Source organism: Cystobacter fuscus (assembly GCF_002305875.1).
Classification (GTDB): Bacteria; Myxococcota; Myxococcia; order Myxococcales; family Myxococcaceae; genus Cystobacter; species Cystobacter fuscus_A.
Genome location: NZ_CP022098.1, coordinates 4259872 through 4278078 on the forward strand (window position 1 = coordinate 4259872; position 18207 = coordinate 4278078).

Consider the following 18207-nt stretch of genomic DNA (forward strand, 5'->3'; position numbering starts at 1 on the left):
GAGCGGCCTCCGTTGCTCAGGCGGGGGTGAGCTTGTAGCCCACGCCGCGCACCGTCTCGATGATGTCGCCCGCGGGGCCGAGCTTCTCGCGCAAGCGCTTGATGTGGGTGTCCACCGTGCGGGTGTGGATCTCCGCCTGGATGCCCCAGACGTCGGAGAGCAACACCTCGCGCGTCTGCACGCGATCGATGCGCTCCATGAGGGTGCGCAGCAGGCGGAACTCCAGCGCGGTGAGGGCCACTTCCTGGCCCCGGGCTCGCACCTGGTGACGCGAGGTGTCCAGCTGGATGTCACCCACGGTCAGCTGGGCCTCCGGTCCTTCCTCCGTGTCCGCGCGCCGCAGCACCGCCTTGACCCGCAGCAGCAGCTCGCGCACGGAGAAGGGCTTCACCACGTAGTCGTCCGCGCCCAGCTCCAGGCCCTGGATGCGATCGGTCTCCTGGCCCTTGGCACTCACGATGATGACGGGCACCTTGCGCAGCTCGGCGTCGCTCTTGAACAGGCGCAACACCTCGCTGCCCGCCAGGTCCGGCAACATCAAATCCAACAGCAGCAGATCCGGCAGTTGGGCGCGTGCCCGGGCCAGACCACTCGCGCCCGAGCCCACCGCCTCCGCCTCGAATCCCGCGGCTCGGAGGTTGTACTCCACCAGTCCGGCCAGATCCTGCTCGTCCTCGATGATCAGGATGCGCGCCATCGCTCCTCCAGGCTCCAGGCTTTCACGCCGCATGGCCTACCAGATGGAAGGTGACGAGGTCGTGACGCTTTCGTGACAAGCGTTCACGGAGCGATCGTCGGATCGCACTCCACCGCCGTGAGGGTGATGGGGGCGGCGATGAGGGGCTCGTTGCGCGTGGCGCTGACGGAGCCCAGGTAGTTGCAGGAACTGCCGAGGAAGCGCGGCGGGCTGGTGCGCGAGAGCGCCTCGATGATGACGACGTAGTCGCGGCCCACGGGGATGTCCGCGCTCATGTCCTGGGTGCCGCCGCCCGACAGCGCCGCCGGGAAGCGCAGCGCGCGTCCCTTCTTTCCGTCCGGCCCCTGGATGACGACCAGTTCATCCGCCTTCACCTGTTGCTGGACACAGGTGCTCTGCAGGTCGGCGCACCGTCGCTCCCGGCCCTCGCGCAACACCACCACCTGGAAGGCCCCCACCTCGGAGGCGACCGCCTGTGACAGGCGCAGCTCGAGGCCGAGACCCGGGCCGGACGGCTCGGGCGGGGCTCCGCAGCCCAGGGCGAGCGTGGCACCCAACAGCGAGGACAGGAAGGGACGAGGGCTCATGGATCGACGCGGACGGTGATGGGAACGGTGCCGCGCTCCTCGGAGGTGGCGTAGACGACGGCGCCCGCGGTGCCCGCGACCACCACGGCGCCCACGGCCACCCAGAGCCAGGGGCTCTTGTACCAGGGACGCGCGCCGGGCGTGGCCACCGCGCCGGGCGAGGGGGCCACCTGGAAGACGAGCGGGTTGAAGGCATCTCCCCGGCCCGCGAGCCGCCGCTGCGCCGCGTCCGCCACCTCGAAGTAGTACTCCACCTCGTAGGCCGAGGCGCTGGCGGGAATCTCGTAGGCGGGCAGGGTGGCGACGTAGCGCTCCTTGTTCGTCCTGTCCCGCGTGAAGTCCACCGAGCTGTAGGCCTGCGCGCCCGCGCGCCGGTAGAACAGCCGCGCCCGGGCCCCGAGCGCCATGTCCTGGATGGAGGCCACCGCCGTCTCCGGCGCGCCGCCCTCGGTGTCCGGCAGCGGATCCACCTGGAGGGTGACGGGCCGCACGCGCCGGTTCTTGATGTCCTCCTTGATGCGCGCGTAGAGCGAGCGGATCTTCGGAGGCGCGGTGCGCGGCAGCTCATAGTCCGGCCGCGCCTGCAGGAGCATCTCGTAGGCCTCGCGCGCCCGCGCCTCGTCGCCCAGGTACAGGGAGGTGAGACCGAGCAGGCGGTAGAGCTCCACGAGCTGATCATCGGTCACGTCGGGGGCGTCGAGTCCCGCCTCCAGGGTCCGGACCGCTTCCTCGAACTCGCCGCTTTCGATCTGCGCCTGCGCGCGAGCGATTTCCGGGCGGGCGGGCGCCGTCTGGAACAACAAGGGCCCTGGGAACAAGGGCTTCGCCAGCGAGGCGCCAGGAGTCAGCAGGCTCGCCATCAAGATGCTCGCCACCACGCGCTGCCACCGAACGTCCATTGGCCGGCACCCTAGCAGACGGTCAGGCCCCGCTCTAGTTTGGGACCGGCGGTGAAACCCCGGGCGCCCGACGACATCTATGGGTGTTCTGGCGCGTTGACTGCGGGAGGGGGCCTCCCCATGATGCGCGCCCCTTTTTGGACAGGAAGAAACAGCTGTGTCGATGCGCGTAAAGATTGAAGAGATTCGAGACGAAGGGCTCAAGTTGAACGAGCGGATGAGCCTGGAGCAGCTCGGCACCGCGCTCGAGGGCTCTGGTTTCCGTGCCACCGAGCCCCTGGCGGTCTCCGCCAGTCTGCGCAAGGTGAGCGGGGGCGTGTTGTTGCAGGGCCAGTTCACCTCGCGCGTGGCGGCGGCGTGCAAGCGCTGCCTGGCCGACGCGGTGCTGGAGCTGCCCACTTCCTTCACCATCAACCTGGTGCCCGAGTCCCTGGCCCGGGGCGATGACGTCCTGGACGAGGAGGAGCAGGAGGAGAAGGACCGGGGCCAGGGCGAGAGCGGCGGCTCGTTCGCGTTGGATGACGCCGACGAGGAGCTGTTCGACGGCAAGATCATCGACCTGGAGCCCATCGTGCGCGAGCAGGTGCTGCTGGCGCTGCCGATGAACGCCGTGTGCCGCGAGGACTGCAAGGGCCTGTGCGGGCAGTGCGGTCAGAACCTCAACGAGAAGCAGTGCGACTGCCAGGAGAAGTACGTGGATCCTCGCTTCGCGGCGCTCAAGAACATCAAGCTCCAGAGCTGAACCCGGGGCGGGGGGCTCCTGGCCTCGGGCCGGGAGCCCAAAACACGAAGGCCGCCCCTCCGTTGGATGGAGGGAGCGGCCTTCTTGCCTTCCTGGTTCCGCGAAAGGGAACTCAGGCCTGGGCGGGCACCGTCTCACGGCCCTTGTAGTGGCCGCACGCCGAGCAGGCGCGGTGGGGAAGGATCGGCTCCTTGCAGTTGGAGCACTGAATCACCTGCACCGCGGCGCGCAGGTTGTTGTTGGCCGCACGGCGGCGGTCACGACGCATCTTGGACGTACGCTTCTTGGGAACACCCACGGCTCACCTCTATATCGTCACGGCCCTGGACCACCGGGGCATCCCCACCGGTCCCGACCGGCAAAAGCTCGGAAGGCGGCGGACCCTAGCCGCTCAAGGCGTGTGAGTCAACGCGACAGTGGATCCACGACAATCCCGGCGGGGGAAGCGTCCATTCTGCCCCCCTCGCCCCGGAGAGTCCATGGAAGGATGCGCCCGCGATGAGGCTCGTCCTGGATGCGATGGGGGGTGACCATGCCCCCGAGGCCCCCGTGCGGGGCGCCCTCCTGTTCGCGCGTGAGCACCCGGAGCACGAGGTGGTGCTCGTGGGGGCACCCGCGCGCCTGGGCGCATGCCTGGCCCGTGAGGGAGGGGCGCCGGGCAACGTGTACCCCTACCCCGCGACCGAGGTGGTGGAGATGGAGGAGGACGCCTTCGCGGCCATCCGTCGCAAGAAGGACTCCTCCCTGCGGGTGGGCTTCGAGCTGGTGCGCCGGGGCGAGGCCCAGGCGCTGGTGTCGGCGGGACACTCGGGTGCGGTGATGGCCGGGGCGCTGTTGCTGCTCGGACGCCTGCCCGGGGTGGATCGCCCGGCGATCGCCACGCTGCTGCCCACGCTCAAGGGCCCGGGGCACTGCCTGTTGCTGGACTCCGGGGCCAACGTGGAGTGCCGCCCCGTCCACCTCGCGCAGTGGGCGGTGCTCGGCAGCGCCTACATGCGCGCCCTGCTGGGCATCGAGCGGCCCCGCGTGGCGGTGCTCTCCAATGGAGAGGAGCCCTCCAAGGGCACGGCACTCACGCGCGAGGCCTCCGCGTTGCTCCGGCGCTCGGAGCTGAACTTCGCCGGCTACGTCGAGGGCCGGAGTCTCTTCTCCGGGGACGTGGAGGTGGCCGTCACCGATGGCTTCACCGGCAACGTGGTCCTCAAGACGACCGAGGGGGCGGCCGCGGGGGTGACGGGTCTGTTGCGCTCGGCGATCGAGCGGGGAGGGCTGCCGCTCAAGCTGGGGGCCCTGCTGCTGCGGCCCATCTTCGCGGGATTGAAGACGCGGTTGGACTACGCGGAAGTGGGCGGCGCCCCGCTGCTCGGCATCGAGGGGGTGGGGATCGTGGCCCATGGCCGCAGCTCGCCCCGTGCCATCCAACAGGCCCTGGTTGCCGCCCTGCGCAATGCCGAGGCGGGACTGCGGGCCGAGTTGACGCGATGCATCGCCCAGGCGGCCTCCTGGCTCCCCGTGCGTCAGCGCGGGGGGACGAGGGCGTGGACGGGGTCCTCGGGAGAGCCGGGGGGGTTGAGACGTTAAGTGCTGGCCCAAGCCAGGCGAATGCGGCAAGAGGGCGTTTCCGCCACCCTGGCCACATGCCCGAGGGCGCGCCCCCTTCGGGAGGGCGACAGGCGCGGGGAGCGGAGTCATTCGGGAGGGAGCAAGCCGCATGTCGAAGATCGCGTTCATCTTCCCCGGCCAGGGCAGTCAGACGGTCGGCATGGGGAAGGACCTGTACGAGAAGTTCCCCGAGGCCCGGGCCGTCTTCGAGGCGGCCGACGAGGCGCTGGGCGAGAAGCTCACCCAGCTCATGTTCGAGGGCCCGGAGGCCGGACTCAAGCTGACGGCCAACACGCAGCCGGCCATCCTCACGGTGTCGGTGGCGGCACATGCCGTCTTCTCCAAGCGGGGCCCGGCGCCCGCGTTCGTCGCGGGACACTCACTGGGTGAGTACTCGGCGCTGGTGGTGGCCGGCGCGCTGTCGCTGCCGGACGCGGTGCGGGCGGTGCGCGCCCGCGGCTCCTTCATGCAGGAGGCGGTGCCCGAGGGCGTGGGGGCCATGGCCGCCATCCTCGGCCTGACACCGGACAAGGTGAAGGCGGCGTGCGACGAGGTGGCCCAGGATCAGGTGGTGGCTCCGGCCAACTACAACTCGCCCGAGCAGACGGTCATCGCGGGCAACGCCCAGGCGGTGGAGCGCGCCGGGGCCCGGTGCAAGGAGCTGGGCGCCAAGCGCGTGATGCCGCTGCCCGTGTCCGCCCCCTTCCACTGCGCGCTGATGAATCCGGTCAAGCCGCGCCTGGCGCAGGTGTTTTCCGGGGTGAAGGTGTCCGCCCCGAGCGTGCCGGTGGTGACCAACGTGGAGGCGCGCCCCAACGCGGACGCGGCGCGCGTGGTGCCGCTCCTGCTCGAGCAGGTCAGCGCGCCGGTGCGGTGGATCGAGTGCGTGGAGGCGCTCAAGGCCGAGGGCGTCACGCGCCTCGTGGAGCTGGGCCCGGGCAAGGTGCTCAGCGGCCTCACCAAGCGCATCAGCAAGGACCTCGAGTCGTTCAACGTCGAAGACTCCGCGAGCCTGGAGAAGGTCCTCGCGGCCCTGGGAGCCTGAGAGATGAGCACGTTCAAGGACAAGGTGGTGCTGGTGACGGGAGGCTCGCGCGGAATCGGCCGGGCCATCTCGGTGGGCTTCGCGAAGCAGGGCGCCAAGGTGGTGATCGGCTACGCGGGCAACGAGGCCGCGGCGCAGGAGGCCCTGGGGCTCGTCCAGGCCGCGGGCGCCCAGGGTGAGATCATCCGCTTCGACGTGGCGGACACCGCCGCGTGCGCGAGCACCGTGGAGCACGTCGTCAAGACGCACGGCCGCCTGGACGTGCTCGTGAACAACGCGGGCATCGCGGTGGACGGCCTGGTGATGCGCTTGAAGGACGAGGACTGGGACCGGCAGCTCGACACCAACCTCCGGGGCGCCTTCGCCCTGATCCGCGCCGCCAGCCGGCCGATGATGAAGCAGAAGGGGGGAGCCATCATCAACCTCACCTCCGTGGTGGGGGAGATGGGCAACGGCGGACAGGCCGCCTACTCGGCGTCCAAAGCGGGCCTCATCGGGTTGACCAAGTCGGTGGCCAAGGAACTGGCCAGCCGCAACATCCGGGTGAACGCGGTTTCCCCGGGCTTCATCGCCACGGACATGACGGCCTACCTCGAGGGTGAGACGCGCGAGAAGATGCTGGGCGCCATCCCCCTGGGCCGTCTGGGCTCCGCCGAGGAGGTCGCCCAGGCGGTACTTTTCCTGGCCAGTGACGCCGCCACCTACATCACCGGAGAGGTCCTCAAGGTGAACGGCGGCATGTACATGTAGCCAAGGGTTGGATCGGCGCGGAGCCTGGAGTATACCGCGCCCGCCTTTACAGGGTCCGGGGAGTATGCTGGACCGTCACGCGGTTTCCGGAGGAATCAACACCTATGTCGACTTCTGCTATCGAGGCCAAGGTCAAGTCCATCATCGCCGACCAGCTGGGCGTGGGCGAGGAGGAGATCAAGCCCGAGTCCTCCTTCATCGAAGATCTGGGCGCCGACAGCCTCGACATCGTGGAACTGGTCATGGCGATGGAGGAGGAGTTCGAGGTCGAGATTCCCGACGAGGAGGCCGAGAACATCAAGACCGTCGGCGACGCCATCAACTACGTCAACACCCACAAGAAGTAGGCAGCAGTCGAAGGGCCGGGGAGCGCTGGTCCCGCCCAGCGTTCCAACGCAGCAGCGCGGTATTTGGAGAATCACGTGTCAAACCGACGAGTCGTCATCACCGGGACCGGAATCATCACGGCACTGGGAACCGGCACCGAGAAGAACTGGCAGGCGATGCTCGCCGGTCAATCCGGTATCGCGACCATCACCCGCTTCGAGCTGGGGAAGATGGATACCCGCTTCGCGGGTGAGGTGAAGGACTTCCAGCCCGAACAGTTCATCGACCGGCGCGAGGTGCGCCGCATGGATCTGTTCGCCCAGTATGCGCTCGCCGCGGCGGACATGGCGGTGAAGGAAAGCGGGCTGCCCATCGGGCCGGACGCGCCCCACGGCTACCAGGCCGAGAAGGTGGGCGTCATCGTCGGCTCGGGCATCGGTGGGATCTCCTCGCTGGAGGAGCAGCACCGCAAGGGGCTGGAGAAGGGGTTCGACCGGCTCTCGCCCTTCTTCATCATCCAGATGATCATCAACATGGCGCCGGGCCTCATCTCCATGCGCTATGGGTGCAAGGGGCCCAACTGGTCGCCCGTGTCCGCCTGCGCCACCAGCGCGCACGCCATCGGCGAGGCGTGGAAGTCCATCCGCCTGGGCGAGTGCGACGCGGTCATCGCCGGTGGGGCCGAGGCCGCCATCACGCCGCTGGGCATGGGTGGCTTCTCGGTGATGAAGGCGCTGTCCAACCGCAACGATGATCCGATGCGCGCCAGCCGCCCGTTCGACAAGGAGCGCGACGGCTTCGTGATGGGCGAGGGCGCGGGCATCATCGTGCTCGAGGAGCTGGAGCACGCGAAGAAGCGCGGCGCCAACATCCTGGCGGAGCTGGTGGGCTACGGGGCCAACTCGGACGCGCACCACGTGACGCAGCCGGCCCCCGAGGGCGAGGGCGCGGCGCGCTGCATGCGCCTGGCGCTCGCCTCCGCGGGGATGAACCCCGAGGACGTGGGCTACATCAACGCGCACGGCACCTCGACGCCGTTCAACGACGCCAACGAGACCAAGGCCATCAAGACGGTCTTCGGCGCGCACGCCAGGAAGCTGCCCGTCTCCTCCACCAAGTCCATGACGGGCCACATGCTCGGCGCGGCCGGTGGCGCCGAGGCCGTGGTGAGCGTGATGACGCTCCAGCGCGGGGTCATCCCGCCGACCATCAACCTGACCTCGCCGGATCCCGAGTGCGATCTGGACTACGTGCCCAACCAGGCGCGTGAGCAGCGCGTGGACTCGGTGATGAGCAACTCGTTTGGTTTTGGTGGCACCAACGCGGTGTTGGTGTTCAAGCGCTTCCGGTAGTCCCCGCGCCCCCTTCGCTCGTGGAGAGGGGGCTCGGCTCGTGTCCGGTCCAGTCCCGGGTGGAGGAGGGCTCTCATGAAGGTCATCATCGCGTCGGATCATGCGGGACTGGAGCTGCGCCGTGAGCTGGTGAAGGCGCTCCAGGAGCTGCGCGTCGAGGTGGATGACGTGGGCCCCACCAGCGCCGAGTCCGTGGACTACCCGGACTATGCCCGCCTGGTGTGCCGGGCGGTGACCGAGGCAAGCGCCACCCGGGGCGTGCTCGTATGTGGCACGGGCATGGGCATGGCCATCATGGCCAACAAGCTCCCGGGCATCCGCGCGGCGTTGTGCACGGACGAGTTCGTGGCCCGCATGGCGCGCGCCCACAACGACGCCAACGTGTTGTGCCTGGGGCAGCGCGTGGTGGGCGCCGGACTCGCCCGCAGCATCCTGGAGGCCTTCCTGGCCACCCCCTTCGAAGGCGGGCGGCACCAGCGGCGTCTGGACAAGATTCGAGAGGCCGAGTCCCGGTGACGGCCGGCCTTCCAACCGAGGAGACACAATCCATGGAGAACACCCGTCTGCTGGCCGAGGTCGATCCCGAAATCGCCCGTGCCATCCAGGACGAGACGCGGCGCCAGGAAGAAGGCCTGGAGCTGATCGCCTCGGAGAACTTCGTCAGCCCCGCGGTGATGGAAGCCGCGGGCTCGGTGCTCACGAACAAGTACGCGGAAGGCTACCCCGGCAAGCGCTACTACGGCGGCTGCGAGGTGGTGGACGTGGCCGAGACGCTCGCCATCTCCCGCGCCCGTGAGCTCTTCGGCGCCGAGTACGCCAACGTCCAGGCCCACTCGGGCAGCCAGGCGAACATGGGCGCCTACATGGCGCTGATGAAGCCGGGTGACACCCTGCTCGCGTTGGACTTGAACTCGGGCGGTCACCTCACCCACGGCTCCGCGTTCAACTTCTCCGGCAAGCTGTACAAGGCCGTGCACTACGGCCTCACCCGGGACACCGAGACGATCGACTACGCGCAGGCGGCCGCCCTGGCCAAGGAGCACAAGCCGCGCGTGGTGGTGGTGGGCGCCTCGGCCTATCCGCGCATCATCGACTTCGCGAAGTTCCGCGAGATCGCCGACAGCGTGGGCGCGGCGCTCATGGTGGACATGGCGCACATCGCGGGCCTGGTGGCCGCGGGGCTGCATCCCTCGCCGGTGCCCCTGGCGGACATCGTCACCAGCACCACCCACAAGACGCTGCGCGGCCCGCGCGGCGGCCTCGTGCTGAGCAAGGAGCCCTACGCCAAGACGCTCAACAGCCAGATCTTCCCGGGCATCCAGGGCGGCCCGCTCATGCACGTCATCGCCGCCAAGGCCGTGGCCTTCCGCGAGGCGCTCAGCCCCGAGTTCAAGGCCTACCAGAAGCAGATCGTCGCCAACGCCCAGGCGCTCGCCGAGGCGCTGCAGAAGGGCGGCCTGCGGCTGTGCTCGGGCGGCACGGACAACCACCTGATGCTCGTGGACCTGCGTCCCAAGAAGCTCGTGGGCAAGGTGGCCGAGGAGGTGCTCGGCAAGGCGGGCATCACGGTGAACAAGAACATGATTCCGTTCGATCCCGAGAAGCCCACGGTGACGTCGGGCGTGCGCATCGGCACTCCGGCCCTCACCACGCGCGGCATGAAGGAGGCGGAGATGGCCACCGTGGGCGCGCTGGTGGTCGAGGCGCTGGACAACGCCTCGGACGAGCAGCGGCTGGCGAGCATCCGGGGCCGCATCCAGGAGTTCACCCGGAGCTTCCCGCTCTACGCCTCGCGCCTGAAGTAGCGCGTGCCATGCGTTGCCCCTTCTGCCAGGACCCCGAGAACAAGGTCATCGACTCGCGCGAGTCGCATGAGGGCTCCGTCATCCGCCGGCGCCGCGAGTGTCTGCAATGCAAGCGGCGCTTCACCACGTACGAGCGCGTGGAGGAAATCTACCCGCTCATCGTGAAGAAGGACGGCCGGCGCGAGACGTTCGATCGGGACAAGCTGCTCGCGGGGTTGCAGAAGGCGTGCGAGAAGCGGCCGGTGTCGGCGGACCAGCTCGAGGAGACGCTGGTCGCCGTGGAGCGGCTGCTGCAAGGGGTGGGGGAGAAGGAAGTGCCCTCGTCGGTCATCGGCGAGGAGGTGATGCGTCGGCTGCACGCACTGGACGAGGTGGCCTATGTGCGCTTCGCCTCGGTGTACCGGAGCTTCCGTGACATCACCGAGTTCATGGCGGAGCTCAAGGACTTGCTGTCGGACCGGACGCGCGAGCACAAGCCGCCGCGTCCACCGGACAAGGACGGGTAACGGGCGATGCGGCTCTTGACGCGAGCACGGTTGCAGGCGGGGCGCGCCCCCCGGGCCAAGCGCACGGCGGATTTCGATCGGGCGGTGGCCGAGTTCTTCATGCGCCTGGCGCTGGAGGAGGCCGCCAAGGGGCTCGGCCGCACCAGCCCCAACCCGGTGGTGGGCGCGGTGCTGGTGAAGGGCGGCCGCATCATCGCGCGCGGCTATCACCGCCGGGCCGGCACGGCGCACGCCGAGGTGGTGGCGCTGGAGGCCGCGGGTGGCAAGGCTCGCGGCGCGGATCTCTACACGACACTGGAGCCGTGTGATCACTACGGGCGCACGCCGCCGTGCAGCCAGGCGTTGATCGACGCGGGCGTGCGCCGGGTCATCACCGCCTCGTCGGATCCCAACCCCAAGGTGAATGGCAAGGGCGTCGCCCGGCTGCGGCGTGCTGGCGTGGAGGTGCTCACCGGGGTGCTCAAGGACGAGGCGGATCAGCTCAACCGCCCCTTCTTCAAGGCGATGCGCACCGGCCTGCCCTTCGTCACGCTCAAGGCGGCGGTGACGCTGGACGGCAAGCTGGCCACGGCCACGGGTGACTCGCGCTGGGTGACGGGAGAGGAGGCCCGCGCCTGGGTGCACCGGCTGCGCGATCGGGTGGACGTCATCCTCGTGGGGGCCACCACCGCCCGCCGGGACAACCCCCAGCTCACCACGCGCCTGCCCGAGAGCGCGGGGAAGGATCCGGTGCGCGTGGTGGTGGACTCGCACTTGCGTCTGCCCTCGACGCTCCAGGTCTTCACCCAGCGCTCCCCCGCGCGCACCGTGGTGGCCACGCTGGAGGATCCCTCGGCTCGCAAGGCCAAACGCTTCCTGGCGACGGGCACCGACGTCTGGCAGCTCCCGGAGAAGCAGGGCCGCGTGGATCTCGAGGCCCTCATGCGCCGTCTCGCCCGGGAGGGCCTGAACCACGTCCTGGTGGAGGGAGGCGCGGAGATGTACGGCTCGTTCCTGCGCGAGGAACTGGCGGATGAGCTGCTGCTCTTCGTCGCCCCCAAGCTGATCGGCGGCGAGGGCCTGTCCTGGTCGGGATCGCTGGGCGTCAAGCAGATGGCGCGGGCGCTCACCGTGGGCGCGCTGTCCATGGAGCAGGTCGGCACCGACCTGCTGTTGCGCGCCCGGCTCGACCCCGCGCGGTGAGCGCGCGGGGGGCGTGTGCTCAGGCCGTGCCCGAGAGCTGGATCCGGGGCACCTGGGCCTGGGGCAGGCGTGGCCGCAGGTTCAGCCACATGCCGTCCTTGGTGCGCAGGTTGGTGCTGACGCGCTCCTGGGGCAGGCGTCCCGGGACGGAGGACAGCTCGTAGCGCGAGACGATGCGGGCCATGATGAGCATGCCCTCGAGCAGCGAGAACTCCTTGGCGATGCACTGGCGCTGGCCCGAGCCGAACGGCAGCCACGCGAGCTTGTGCCGGCCCTCCGAGCGCTCCGGCGTGAAGCGATCCGGATCGAACGTCAGCGGATCGTCCCAGATGCCCGGGTGGCGGTGGATGAGGCGCGTGAAGATCACCATCATGACGCCCGGAGGAATCCGGTACCCGTCGATCTCATCCTCCACCACCGACAGGCGCGGCAGCCACACCGAGGGCGAGTGGATGCGCAGTGCCTCCTGCAACACGTTGCGGGTGTAGGGCATCCGCATCAGATCCGCGAAGCCAGGCCTGCGTGTGCCCACGACGGCATCCAGCTCCACCCGCACCTTGTCGGTGACCTCCGGGTGCTGGGTGAGCGCGTGCAACACCCAGGTCATGCCCGCCGCGGTCGTGTCGTAGCCCGCGATGAAGAAGCCGAGGGCCTCGTCGCGCAGCTGCTCGTTGGTCATCCGCTCGCCGGACTCTCCATCCACCGCCTGTAGCAACAGCGAGAGCAGGTTGTCCTCGCCCGAGGCCTGTTCGCGTCCCCGCTCGATGAGCCGCCGCATGATCTCGTCGATCATCTTGATCGACTCGCGGTAGCGTTGCCGGCCAGGGACCGGCATCCATTCCGGCAGGGAGTGCGTCACCATCCCCGCGATGAAGTACTCGAGGATGAAGGAGAACGCCTGGGCGACCTTCTCCGCGTCATCCTTGTCCAGCCCGGAGCCGAACAGGGTGCGCACCAGCACGGTCATCGTCACCCGGGACAGGGCGACCGAGACGTCGAAGGGCTTGCCCTCCAGGGCCGCCAGATCCCACTCCAGCAGACACTCGTCGATGGCCTCCACCATCGTGTCCGTCATCAGGCTCACGCGCTGATGATGGAACGAGGGCTGGATCATGCGCCGCTGCCGCTTCCAGAAGGCCCCCTCGCTCATGGGCAGCGCGTTGCCCATGAACGTCCGCATCGAGTCCCACATGGGTCCGCCCTTGGAGTACTTGTGAGCGTGCTCCACGAGGACGTGATGGACGTAGCGGGGATGGCACAGGCCAATCACCTGGGTGAAGCCCAGGTCCATGCTGAAGATGTCGCCATGCTCGCGCTGGGCCTGCTCCATGAAGGACAGCGGGTTGGCAATCAAGCGAGGCAGGCATCCCACCAGGGGGAGGGAGGAAACCCTTGGGGGCAGTGATCGATCTGATGACGTTTGGGATGTGGTCTCGCTCATGCGTGTCCCCCTGCGACGCCTTTCCGAATCAAGGGTGGCGGAGAGTGTCCGGAGGGCCCCTTGAGCCGCTCCCGGAGTTCAGGTCCTCGCACCTTAACATGGTCAACAGTCCCCACGAGCCAGGGGGGGTCTCAATATCCGAGAAGACACATGCCTCGCTTCCATGCCCGATCGCGTCCTGTCCCCACGCCTCTTCGGGCAAGCCGCCTCCGTCGGGTCTGAAAGCAATCTCACGGAAGAATTTCAATATGGCGGTGCTCCGGGCGCGCCAGGGTCGCACGTCGCGCGAAGCGTGGAGGAGGGCCTGGCCGTCCTGGGGAGACGCGCTGTTCGTGCCGCGTGCGTGGGGTGACCTGCCCTCGCGGGCGAAGCGGATGGCCCGGGGATGTCCTGGGGTGGATGACGCGGAGCAGCCCTCGGAGTTGTTCTCGACAGCCGAGAGGCCGACTACTAGTGTCGGTCGCGTGCCAAGTCCGACCAACTCAGACTCGTCGCTGCAGGGGCTCTCGCTCAATCCCATCAGCCCCGAGAACCTCGTCAATCCGATTCCGCTCTACAAAGCGTTACGTGAGAGCGAGCCGGTGTACTGGTCGGACACGGTGCACGCCTGGCTCGTCACGCGCTATGCCGACGTGGTGGCGTGCTTTCGCGATCCGCGGTTGAGCGCCAATCGCACCAACTTCTACGAGCAACAGCTCCAGGGGATGGGTGGGGACGTGGCCGGCGAGTTCCTCAAGTCGGCCCGGTTGCAGATGACCATGCGCGATGGCGCGGACCACATCCGCGTGCGTCGGCAGGCCAGTCCGGGCTTCACCCCGCAGGGGCTCGACACCTACCGTCCCGCCATCCGCCAGTTCATGGGCATGCTGCTGGATCGCGTGCAGGAGTGGGGGCACATGGACGTGGTGAAGGAGATTTCGTACCAGCTCCCGCCGCTCGTCATCGCCGAGTTCCTCAACATCCCCGCGCAAGACCGGGAGCGCTTCCAGGCCTGGGCCCGACCCCTGGCGGACTTCGCCAATCCGAAGCCGGGCGTGAACATGCAGGACGTGGCCCGTGAGGCGAGCCGGGTCACCGTGGAGATGAACGCCTACCTGGCGGAGCGGATCGAGGAGCGCCGTCACCATCCAGGCAGCGACATGCTCAGCCTGATGATCCACGCCCAGGAACTGGGCCGGATGACGGAGGATGATCTCGCGGCCAACACGCTGCTCATCCTCACCGCGGGACACCTGACCACCACGGATCAGATCAGCAACGGCGTCTACGATCTGCTCTCCCATCCCGAGCAGCGCCAGAAGCTGCAGAATGACCGTACCCTGTTGCGCTCCGCCGTGGAGGAGATGCTGCGCTTCTCCCCCGCGGTCCCCTTCGCCTTCCGCGTCGCCGCGCAGGACTTCACGTTGCATGGCAAGGACATCCGCAAGGGCGACACCGTGTTCCTCGGGCTGGCCGCGGCCAACCGGGACCCCTCGGTCTTCACGGATCCCGAAACGTTCGACATTACCCGGGACAGCGTCCAGCAGAAGCACCTGACCTTCGCGTTCGGCGCGCACCACTGCCTGGGCGCGGGTCTGGCCCGCCGCGAGATGGAGATCTCCATCGAGATGCTCCTGGATCGACTGCCCCAGGTGCGTCTGGACGAGACGAAGAAGCCCCAGCACAAGGTCGGCCTCGTCTTCCGCAGCTTCAACTCGCTTCATCTGGACTGGTGACGGCCGCCGCGCGGGTGGCTCGGACCGGCGGGGGGGTTCCATGCCGGGTCAGCGACCAAGGAGGCTGGATTTTCGGGCGGAGAGGGACGGATCGGGCTGGCGACTTGCTCCCGGACCCCCGTCCGATTGATGATGGGGGAGCGTACCGGTGCATGAACCTCCCCACGGCCACACGAATGGTGCCTGAGCCCACACCCTGACCTGGGAATTCCTGCCGCAGGTGCAGACCTGGAAGAACGCCATGCCCGCCGACAAACAGATCACTCAGACCATCAACAAGATCTTCCTCATCCGACAGTTCTTCGGATCGATCATCTTGTCCCCCGCGACGACCTACCTCATCAACAACCTCTCGGGGCTGACGGACGATGAGATGTCGAAGACGACCAAGTTCACGATGCCCATCGTGTTCGGCCTCTTCAGTCTGATCGTCCCCTACCTGGTGATGAACTATACGATCCGGCGGGCGTTCTCCACCCTGCGGGGGGATCACGAAGGGTCCAAGATCGAGCGGTTGTTGAAGATTCCCGGCCAGCTCGAGGCGCTGATGATCCTGTGCGCCATCCTGGGGTCCACGTTCTACATCACCGTTCCCATCCTCTTTCACAAGAAGAGCCTGGCACCCATCCCGTGGGTGTTGAGCACGACGCTGCTCGTGTTGATGCTCAACTTCATCAACGAGCGGTTGATCTACGAGCGCATCCTGCGCCCCTTCGCCATCGAGGAGTTCCACAAGCACCCCAAGGCGGTCATCCGGGGAACGGGCTTCTTCTGGCCGCGCATGAAGTGGTACCTGCCCTACGCCTTCGGCGTCTTCGTCGCCTCCACGCTGATGCTCAGCACGACGATCATCGCCAAGCAGGTCATCATCACCTTCGACGAACTCAACCAGGTGATGCAGACGGATGCCGCGCACATCGGCGAGCACATCAGCCGGGTCGTCGATCTGGTCGTCCAGCGCGCCGCGATCCCGCTCTCGCTCATGGGTGGCTACCTGCTCGCCATCTCGTCCATCGCCGCGTGGTTGCTGGCGCGCCGGCAGGAGCTGGGCGCCCTGAGCGTGCAGGAGGCCATCGAGGGTCTGGCGTCTGGCTCGCCCAAGCTGCCGGATTGGATCTCCACCGACGAGATCGGCGATCTGGCGGGCTCCACCTCGCGCGCCTTCGAGAAGCTCAGCGCCTTCTCGCTGTCGCTGGGTGAGTCGGCCAACTCGCTGCGTGGTTCGGCCGAGCGCCTGGGCTCGTCCGCGAGCGAGCAGAGCACGGTGCTCACGCGGCAGGCCGCCGCGCTTCAGGAGACGCAGGTCACCGCGCAGGAGATCAAGCAGACCTCCGAGCTCGCCTCGCAGAAGGCGGAGAACGTGCTGCAGCAGACCACCCGCGCCAATCAGATCAGCACCGAGGCGGTGGCGGCCGTGCGCACCAGCCTCGAGGAGATCCAGGAAGTCGGCCAGCAGGTGGCCAAGATGGCCAGCTCCATCCAGTCCCTGGAGAAGAAGACGCAGCAGATCGCCAGCATCACCCGCACGGTGAAGGACCTGGCGGACCAGTCCAACATGCTCGCGCTCAACGCCGCCATCGAGGCGGTGCGCTCGGGCGAGCACGGCAAGGGCTTTGGCGTCGTGGCGCGTGAAATCCGCGCGCTGGCCGACCAGTCCATCCGCGCCACCAACAACGTGAACAGCATCCTGTTGGACATCGGCAACGCCATGCGCTCGACGGCGGCCATGACGACCAAGGGCTACGAGAAGGTCGAGCTGAGCCTCAAGGGCATCAAGGGCTTCGAGGGCAGCATCCAGCAGCTGTCCTCCATCGTGCGGGACAACGCGGACTCCATCCGGCAGATCACCGCGGCCGTGACGCAGCAGAACGTGGGCATCAGCCAGATCTTCCAGGCCGTCAATGATCTCAACAACATGATGGAACAGACGATGGGCCAGATGCAGACCTCGGAAGAGGCCTCCACCGTCGTGCAGAGCGTGGCGGACCAGGTGTCGGGTCTCGTCACCTCGTACGGCTGGAAGGAAGCCGCCGAGCGCGCTCGTCAGAACCGCACCACCTGAGCCGCGCGTCCGGTCTTCTCGTACTCCTCCATCTTCGGATCAGGGACATGTCAAAGGGCACATTCTCGTCGGCCTCCAGGCGGTTTGGAGGCCGGCATGCGGTGGTCATCGGCGGGAGCATGGCGGGCATGGCCGCCAGCCGCGCCCTGGCGTCACACTTCGAGCGGGTCACCCTGATCGAACGGGATCGGCTCCCGGAGAAGCCCGAGCTGCGCAAGGGATTGCCCCAGGAGCAGCAGGCCCACGGCATCCTGGCCAAGGCCGTGGAGATCCTCGAGGGGTACTTCCCCGGGCTGTGGCAGCAGATGGTGGCCGCGGGCTCCAACGTCCTGGACATGTCCGACGTGGCGCTGTACCGGGGCGGCATCTGGCAGGCCCGCGCCACGCCGGGGCTGACGCTCTACATCCAGACCCGGACCCTGCTGGACTCGGTGATCCGCTCCCGCGTCCGGGAGATCTCCAACCTCCAGATCCTGGACGAGTGCGAGGTCGTCAAGCCCGTGGTGACGAGCAACCGCGTCGCCGTCTGGGGCGTGGAGGTGCGTCGCCGCAAGCAGGAGGCCACGGAGATCCTCGAGGCGGATCTCGTCGTGGACGCGACGGGCCGCGGCTCGCGCATGCCCCGCTGGCTCGAGGAGCTGGGACTGCCCCGCGTGGAGGAGACCCACGTGCGGATCGACGTGGGCTACGCCAGCCGCAAGGTGCGCAAGCTCCAGGGGGTCACCACCAACTGGAAGACGCTCTCCATCTTCCCGACGGCTCCGCGGGAGACGCGCCTGGGCGCGCTCGCCCCGGTGGAGGGGGACACCTGGCTGGTGACCCTGGCTGGCGCCCTGGGAGACCACGCTCCGGGTGACGAGGCGGGCTTCCTGGAGTTCGCCCGGGCCCTGCCGCAGCCGCACGTCTACGAGATGCTCCGGCGCTGCGAGCCCGTGTCTCCGGTGGCCGCTCACAAGTTTCCCTCCAGCATGCGCCGGCACTACGAGCGCATGACGGGCATTCCCGAGGGGCTCGTGGTGCTGGGAGACGCCGTGTGCAGCCTCAACCCCATCTATGGGCAGGGCATGACGCTGTCCGTGCTGGCCGCCTCCCTGCTGGAGGAGTGCCTGTCGGAGCAGGCCCCGAGGGCGATGATGGGGTTCGGACGACGCTTCCAGGCGAAGCTCTCGCGCATGCACGACATGCCGTGGACGATGGGCGCGGGCGAGGATCTGGTCTACCCCTCGGTGGAAGGACCCCGCCCCCTGTGGTGGAAGGCGATGCAGGGAGCTTCCGGGCATCTGCAGTCGCTCGCGGCGTATGATCCGGTCGTCACCACCGCGTTCGCCAAGGTGATGCACATGACGGGCTCGCCGCTGGAACTGGCCCACCCCTCCATGCTGCTGCGCATGGTGCGGGGTCCCCAGGGCGAGGGACCGGGAGAGTCCCCGGTGATGCAGTTCCCGGAGGGTTCCGCGCCTCCGTCCAAGACCGTGGCCAGTGTCGCCTGATCCCC

General features: G+C 68.2%; 18 protein-coding genes. 13 read left to right on the forward strand and 5 right to left on the reverse strand.

The features are described from left to right. Nucleotides 1-16: 16 nt before the first annotated feature. The 3 genes from CYFUS_RS17515 to CYFUS_RS17525 form a co-directional block, all read right to left on the reverse strand. Nucleotides 17-697, reverse strand: coding sequence for a winged helix-turn-helix domain-containing protein (locus CYFUS_RS17515; RefSeq protein WP_095986266.1), 681 nt, complete (start codon nt 695-697; stop codon nt 17-19). Nucleotides 698-780: 83 nt separating this feature from the next. Continuing rightward, nucleotides 781-1284 carry a hypothetical protein gene (locus CYFUS_RS17520; RefSeq protein WP_095986267.1) on the reverse strand — a complete coding sequence of 168 codons (504 nt, stop codon included), beginning with the start codon at nt 1282-1284 and terminating at the stop codon, nt 781-783. Beyond that, nucleotides 1281-2183 carry a hypothetical protein gene (locus CYFUS_RS17525; protein WP_095986268.1) on the reverse strand — a complete coding sequence of 301 codons (903 nt, stop codon included), beginning with the start codon at nt 2181-2183 and terminating at the stop codon, nt 1281-1283. The genes CYFUS_RS17520 and CYFUS_RS17525 overlap by 4 nt, the downstream gene beginning before the upstream one ends. A gap of 163 nt (nt 2184-2346) precedes the next feature. Here CYFUS_RS17525 and CYFUS_RS17530 point away from each other — a divergent pair, with 163 nt between their 5' ends. Beyond that, complete coding sequence (locus tag CYFUS_RS17530) at nt 2347-2925, forward strand: YceD family protein (RefSeq protein WP_095986269.1); 579 nt, start codon at nt 2347-2349, stop codon at nt 2923-2925. Nucleotides 2926-3037: 112 nt separating this feature from the next. On the opposite strand, the gene rpmF is transcribed toward CYFUS_RS17530, so the two are convergent. After that, the gene (gene rpmF, locus CYFUS_RS17535) at nt 3038-3223 is read right to left on the reverse strand and encodes a 50S ribosomal protein L32 (protein ID WP_095986270.1); all 186 of its coding nucleotides are present in this window, start codon (nt 3221-3223) and stop codon (nt 3038-3040) included. 200 nt (nt 3224-3423) lie between these two features. On the opposite strand from rpmF, the gene plsX reads away from it, so the two are divergent. The 9 genes from plsX to ribD all read left to right on the forward strand — a co-directional run bounded on the left by plsX (nt 3424) and on the right by ribD (nt 11494). Further along, the gene (gene plsX, locus CYFUS_RS17540; protein WP_095986271.1) at nt 3424-4506 is read left to right on the forward strand and encodes a phosphate acyltransferase PlsX; all 1083 of its coding nucleotides are present in this window, start codon (nt 3424-3426) and stop codon (nt 4504-4506) included. A gap of 130 nt (nt 4507-4636) precedes the next feature. Further along, nucleotides 4637-5572 (forward strand): ACP S-malonyltransferase, encoded by a 936-nt coding sequence (gene fabD, locus CYFUS_RS17545; RefSeq protein WP_095986272.1) that lies wholly within the window; start codon nt 4637-4639, stop codon nt 5570-5572. A gap of 3 nt (nt 5573-5575) precedes the next feature. After that, nucleotides 5576-6322: a 3-oxoacyl-[acyl-carrier-protein] reductase gene (fabG, locus tag CYFUS_RS17550; protein WP_095986273.1), complete on the forward strand. Its 747-nt coding sequence runs from the start codon at nt 5576-5578 to the stop codon at nt 6320-6322. Between the two features lie 104 nt (nt 6323-6426). Beyond that, nucleotides 6427-6669 (forward strand): acyl carrier protein, encoded by a 243-nt coding sequence (acpP, locus tag CYFUS_RS17555; protein WP_095986274.1) that lies wholly within the window; start codon nt 6427-6429, stop codon nt 6667-6669. A gap of 75 nt (nt 6670-6744) precedes the next feature. Next, entirely contained in the window at nt 6745-8001 is a 1257-nt protein-coding gene (fabF, locus tag CYFUS_RS17560) for a beta-ketoacyl-ACP synthase II (RefSeq protein WP_095986275.1), read from the forward strand. 75 nt (nt 8002-8076) lie between these two features. Further along, nucleotides 8077-8517, forward strand: a complete 441-nt coding sequence (gene rpiB / locus CYFUS_RS17565) for a ribose 5-phosphate isomerase B (protein ID WP_095986276.1) — start codon at nt 8077-8079, stop codon at nt 8515-8517. Nucleotides 8518-8549: 32 nt separating this feature from the next. Beyond that, nucleotides 8550-9806: a serine hydroxymethyltransferase gene (gene glyA, locus CYFUS_RS17570; RefSeq protein WP_071898458.1), complete on the forward strand. Its 1257-nt coding sequence runs from the start codon at nt 8550-8552 to the stop codon at nt 9804-9806. Nucleotides 9807-9814: 8 nt separating this feature from the next. Next, a complete protein-coding gene (nrdR, locus tag CYFUS_RS17575) occupies nt 9815-10312 on the forward strand; it encodes a transcriptional regulator NrdR (protein ID WP_095986277.1) in 498 nt (165 codons plus the stop codon). A 6-nt stretch (nt 10313-10318) separates the two neighbouring features. Continuing rightward, nucleotides 10319-11494 carry a bifunctional diaminohydroxyphosphoribosylaminopyrimidine deaminase/5-amino-6-(5-phosphoribosylamino)uracil reductase RibD gene (ribD, locus tag CYFUS_RS17580; RefSeq protein WP_095986278.1) on the forward strand — a complete coding sequence of 392 codons (1176 nt, stop codon included), beginning with the start codon at nt 10319-10321 and terminating at the stop codon, nt 11492-11494. Between the two features lie 19 nt (nt 11495-11513). On the opposite strand, the gene CYFUS_RS17585 is transcribed toward ribD, so the two are convergent. After that, nucleotides 11514-12935, reverse strand: a complete 1422-nt coding sequence (locus CYFUS_RS17585; protein ID WP_269770246.1) for a cytochrome P450 — start codon at nt 12933-12935, stop codon at nt 11514-11516. Between the two features lie 464 nt (nt 12936-13399). On the opposite strand from CYFUS_RS17585, the gene CYFUS_RS17590 reads away from it, so the two are divergent. The 3 genes from CYFUS_RS17590 (at nt 13400) to CYFUS_RS17600 (ending at nt 18202) form a co-directional block, all read left to right on the forward strand. Further along, nucleotides 13400-14650 (forward strand): cytochrome P450, encoded by a 1251-nt coding sequence (locus tag CYFUS_RS17590; protein ID WP_232537628.1) that lies wholly within the window; start codon nt 13400-13402, stop codon nt 14648-14650. Between the two features lie 241 nt (nt 14651-14891). Further along, a complete protein-coding gene (locus tag CYFUS_RS17595) occupies nt 14892-16712 on the forward strand; it encodes a methyl-accepting chemotaxis protein (protein WP_095986279.1) in 1821 nt (606 codons plus the stop codon). A gap of 47 nt (nt 16713-16759) precedes the next feature. After that, on the forward strand, nt 16760-18202 hold the full coding sequence (locus tag CYFUS_RS17600) for an FAD-dependent oxidoreductase (RefSeq protein WP_157758497.1): 1443 nt from the start codon (nt 16760-16762) through the stop codon (nt 18200-18202). Nucleotides 18203-18207: the final 5 nt, after the last annotated feature.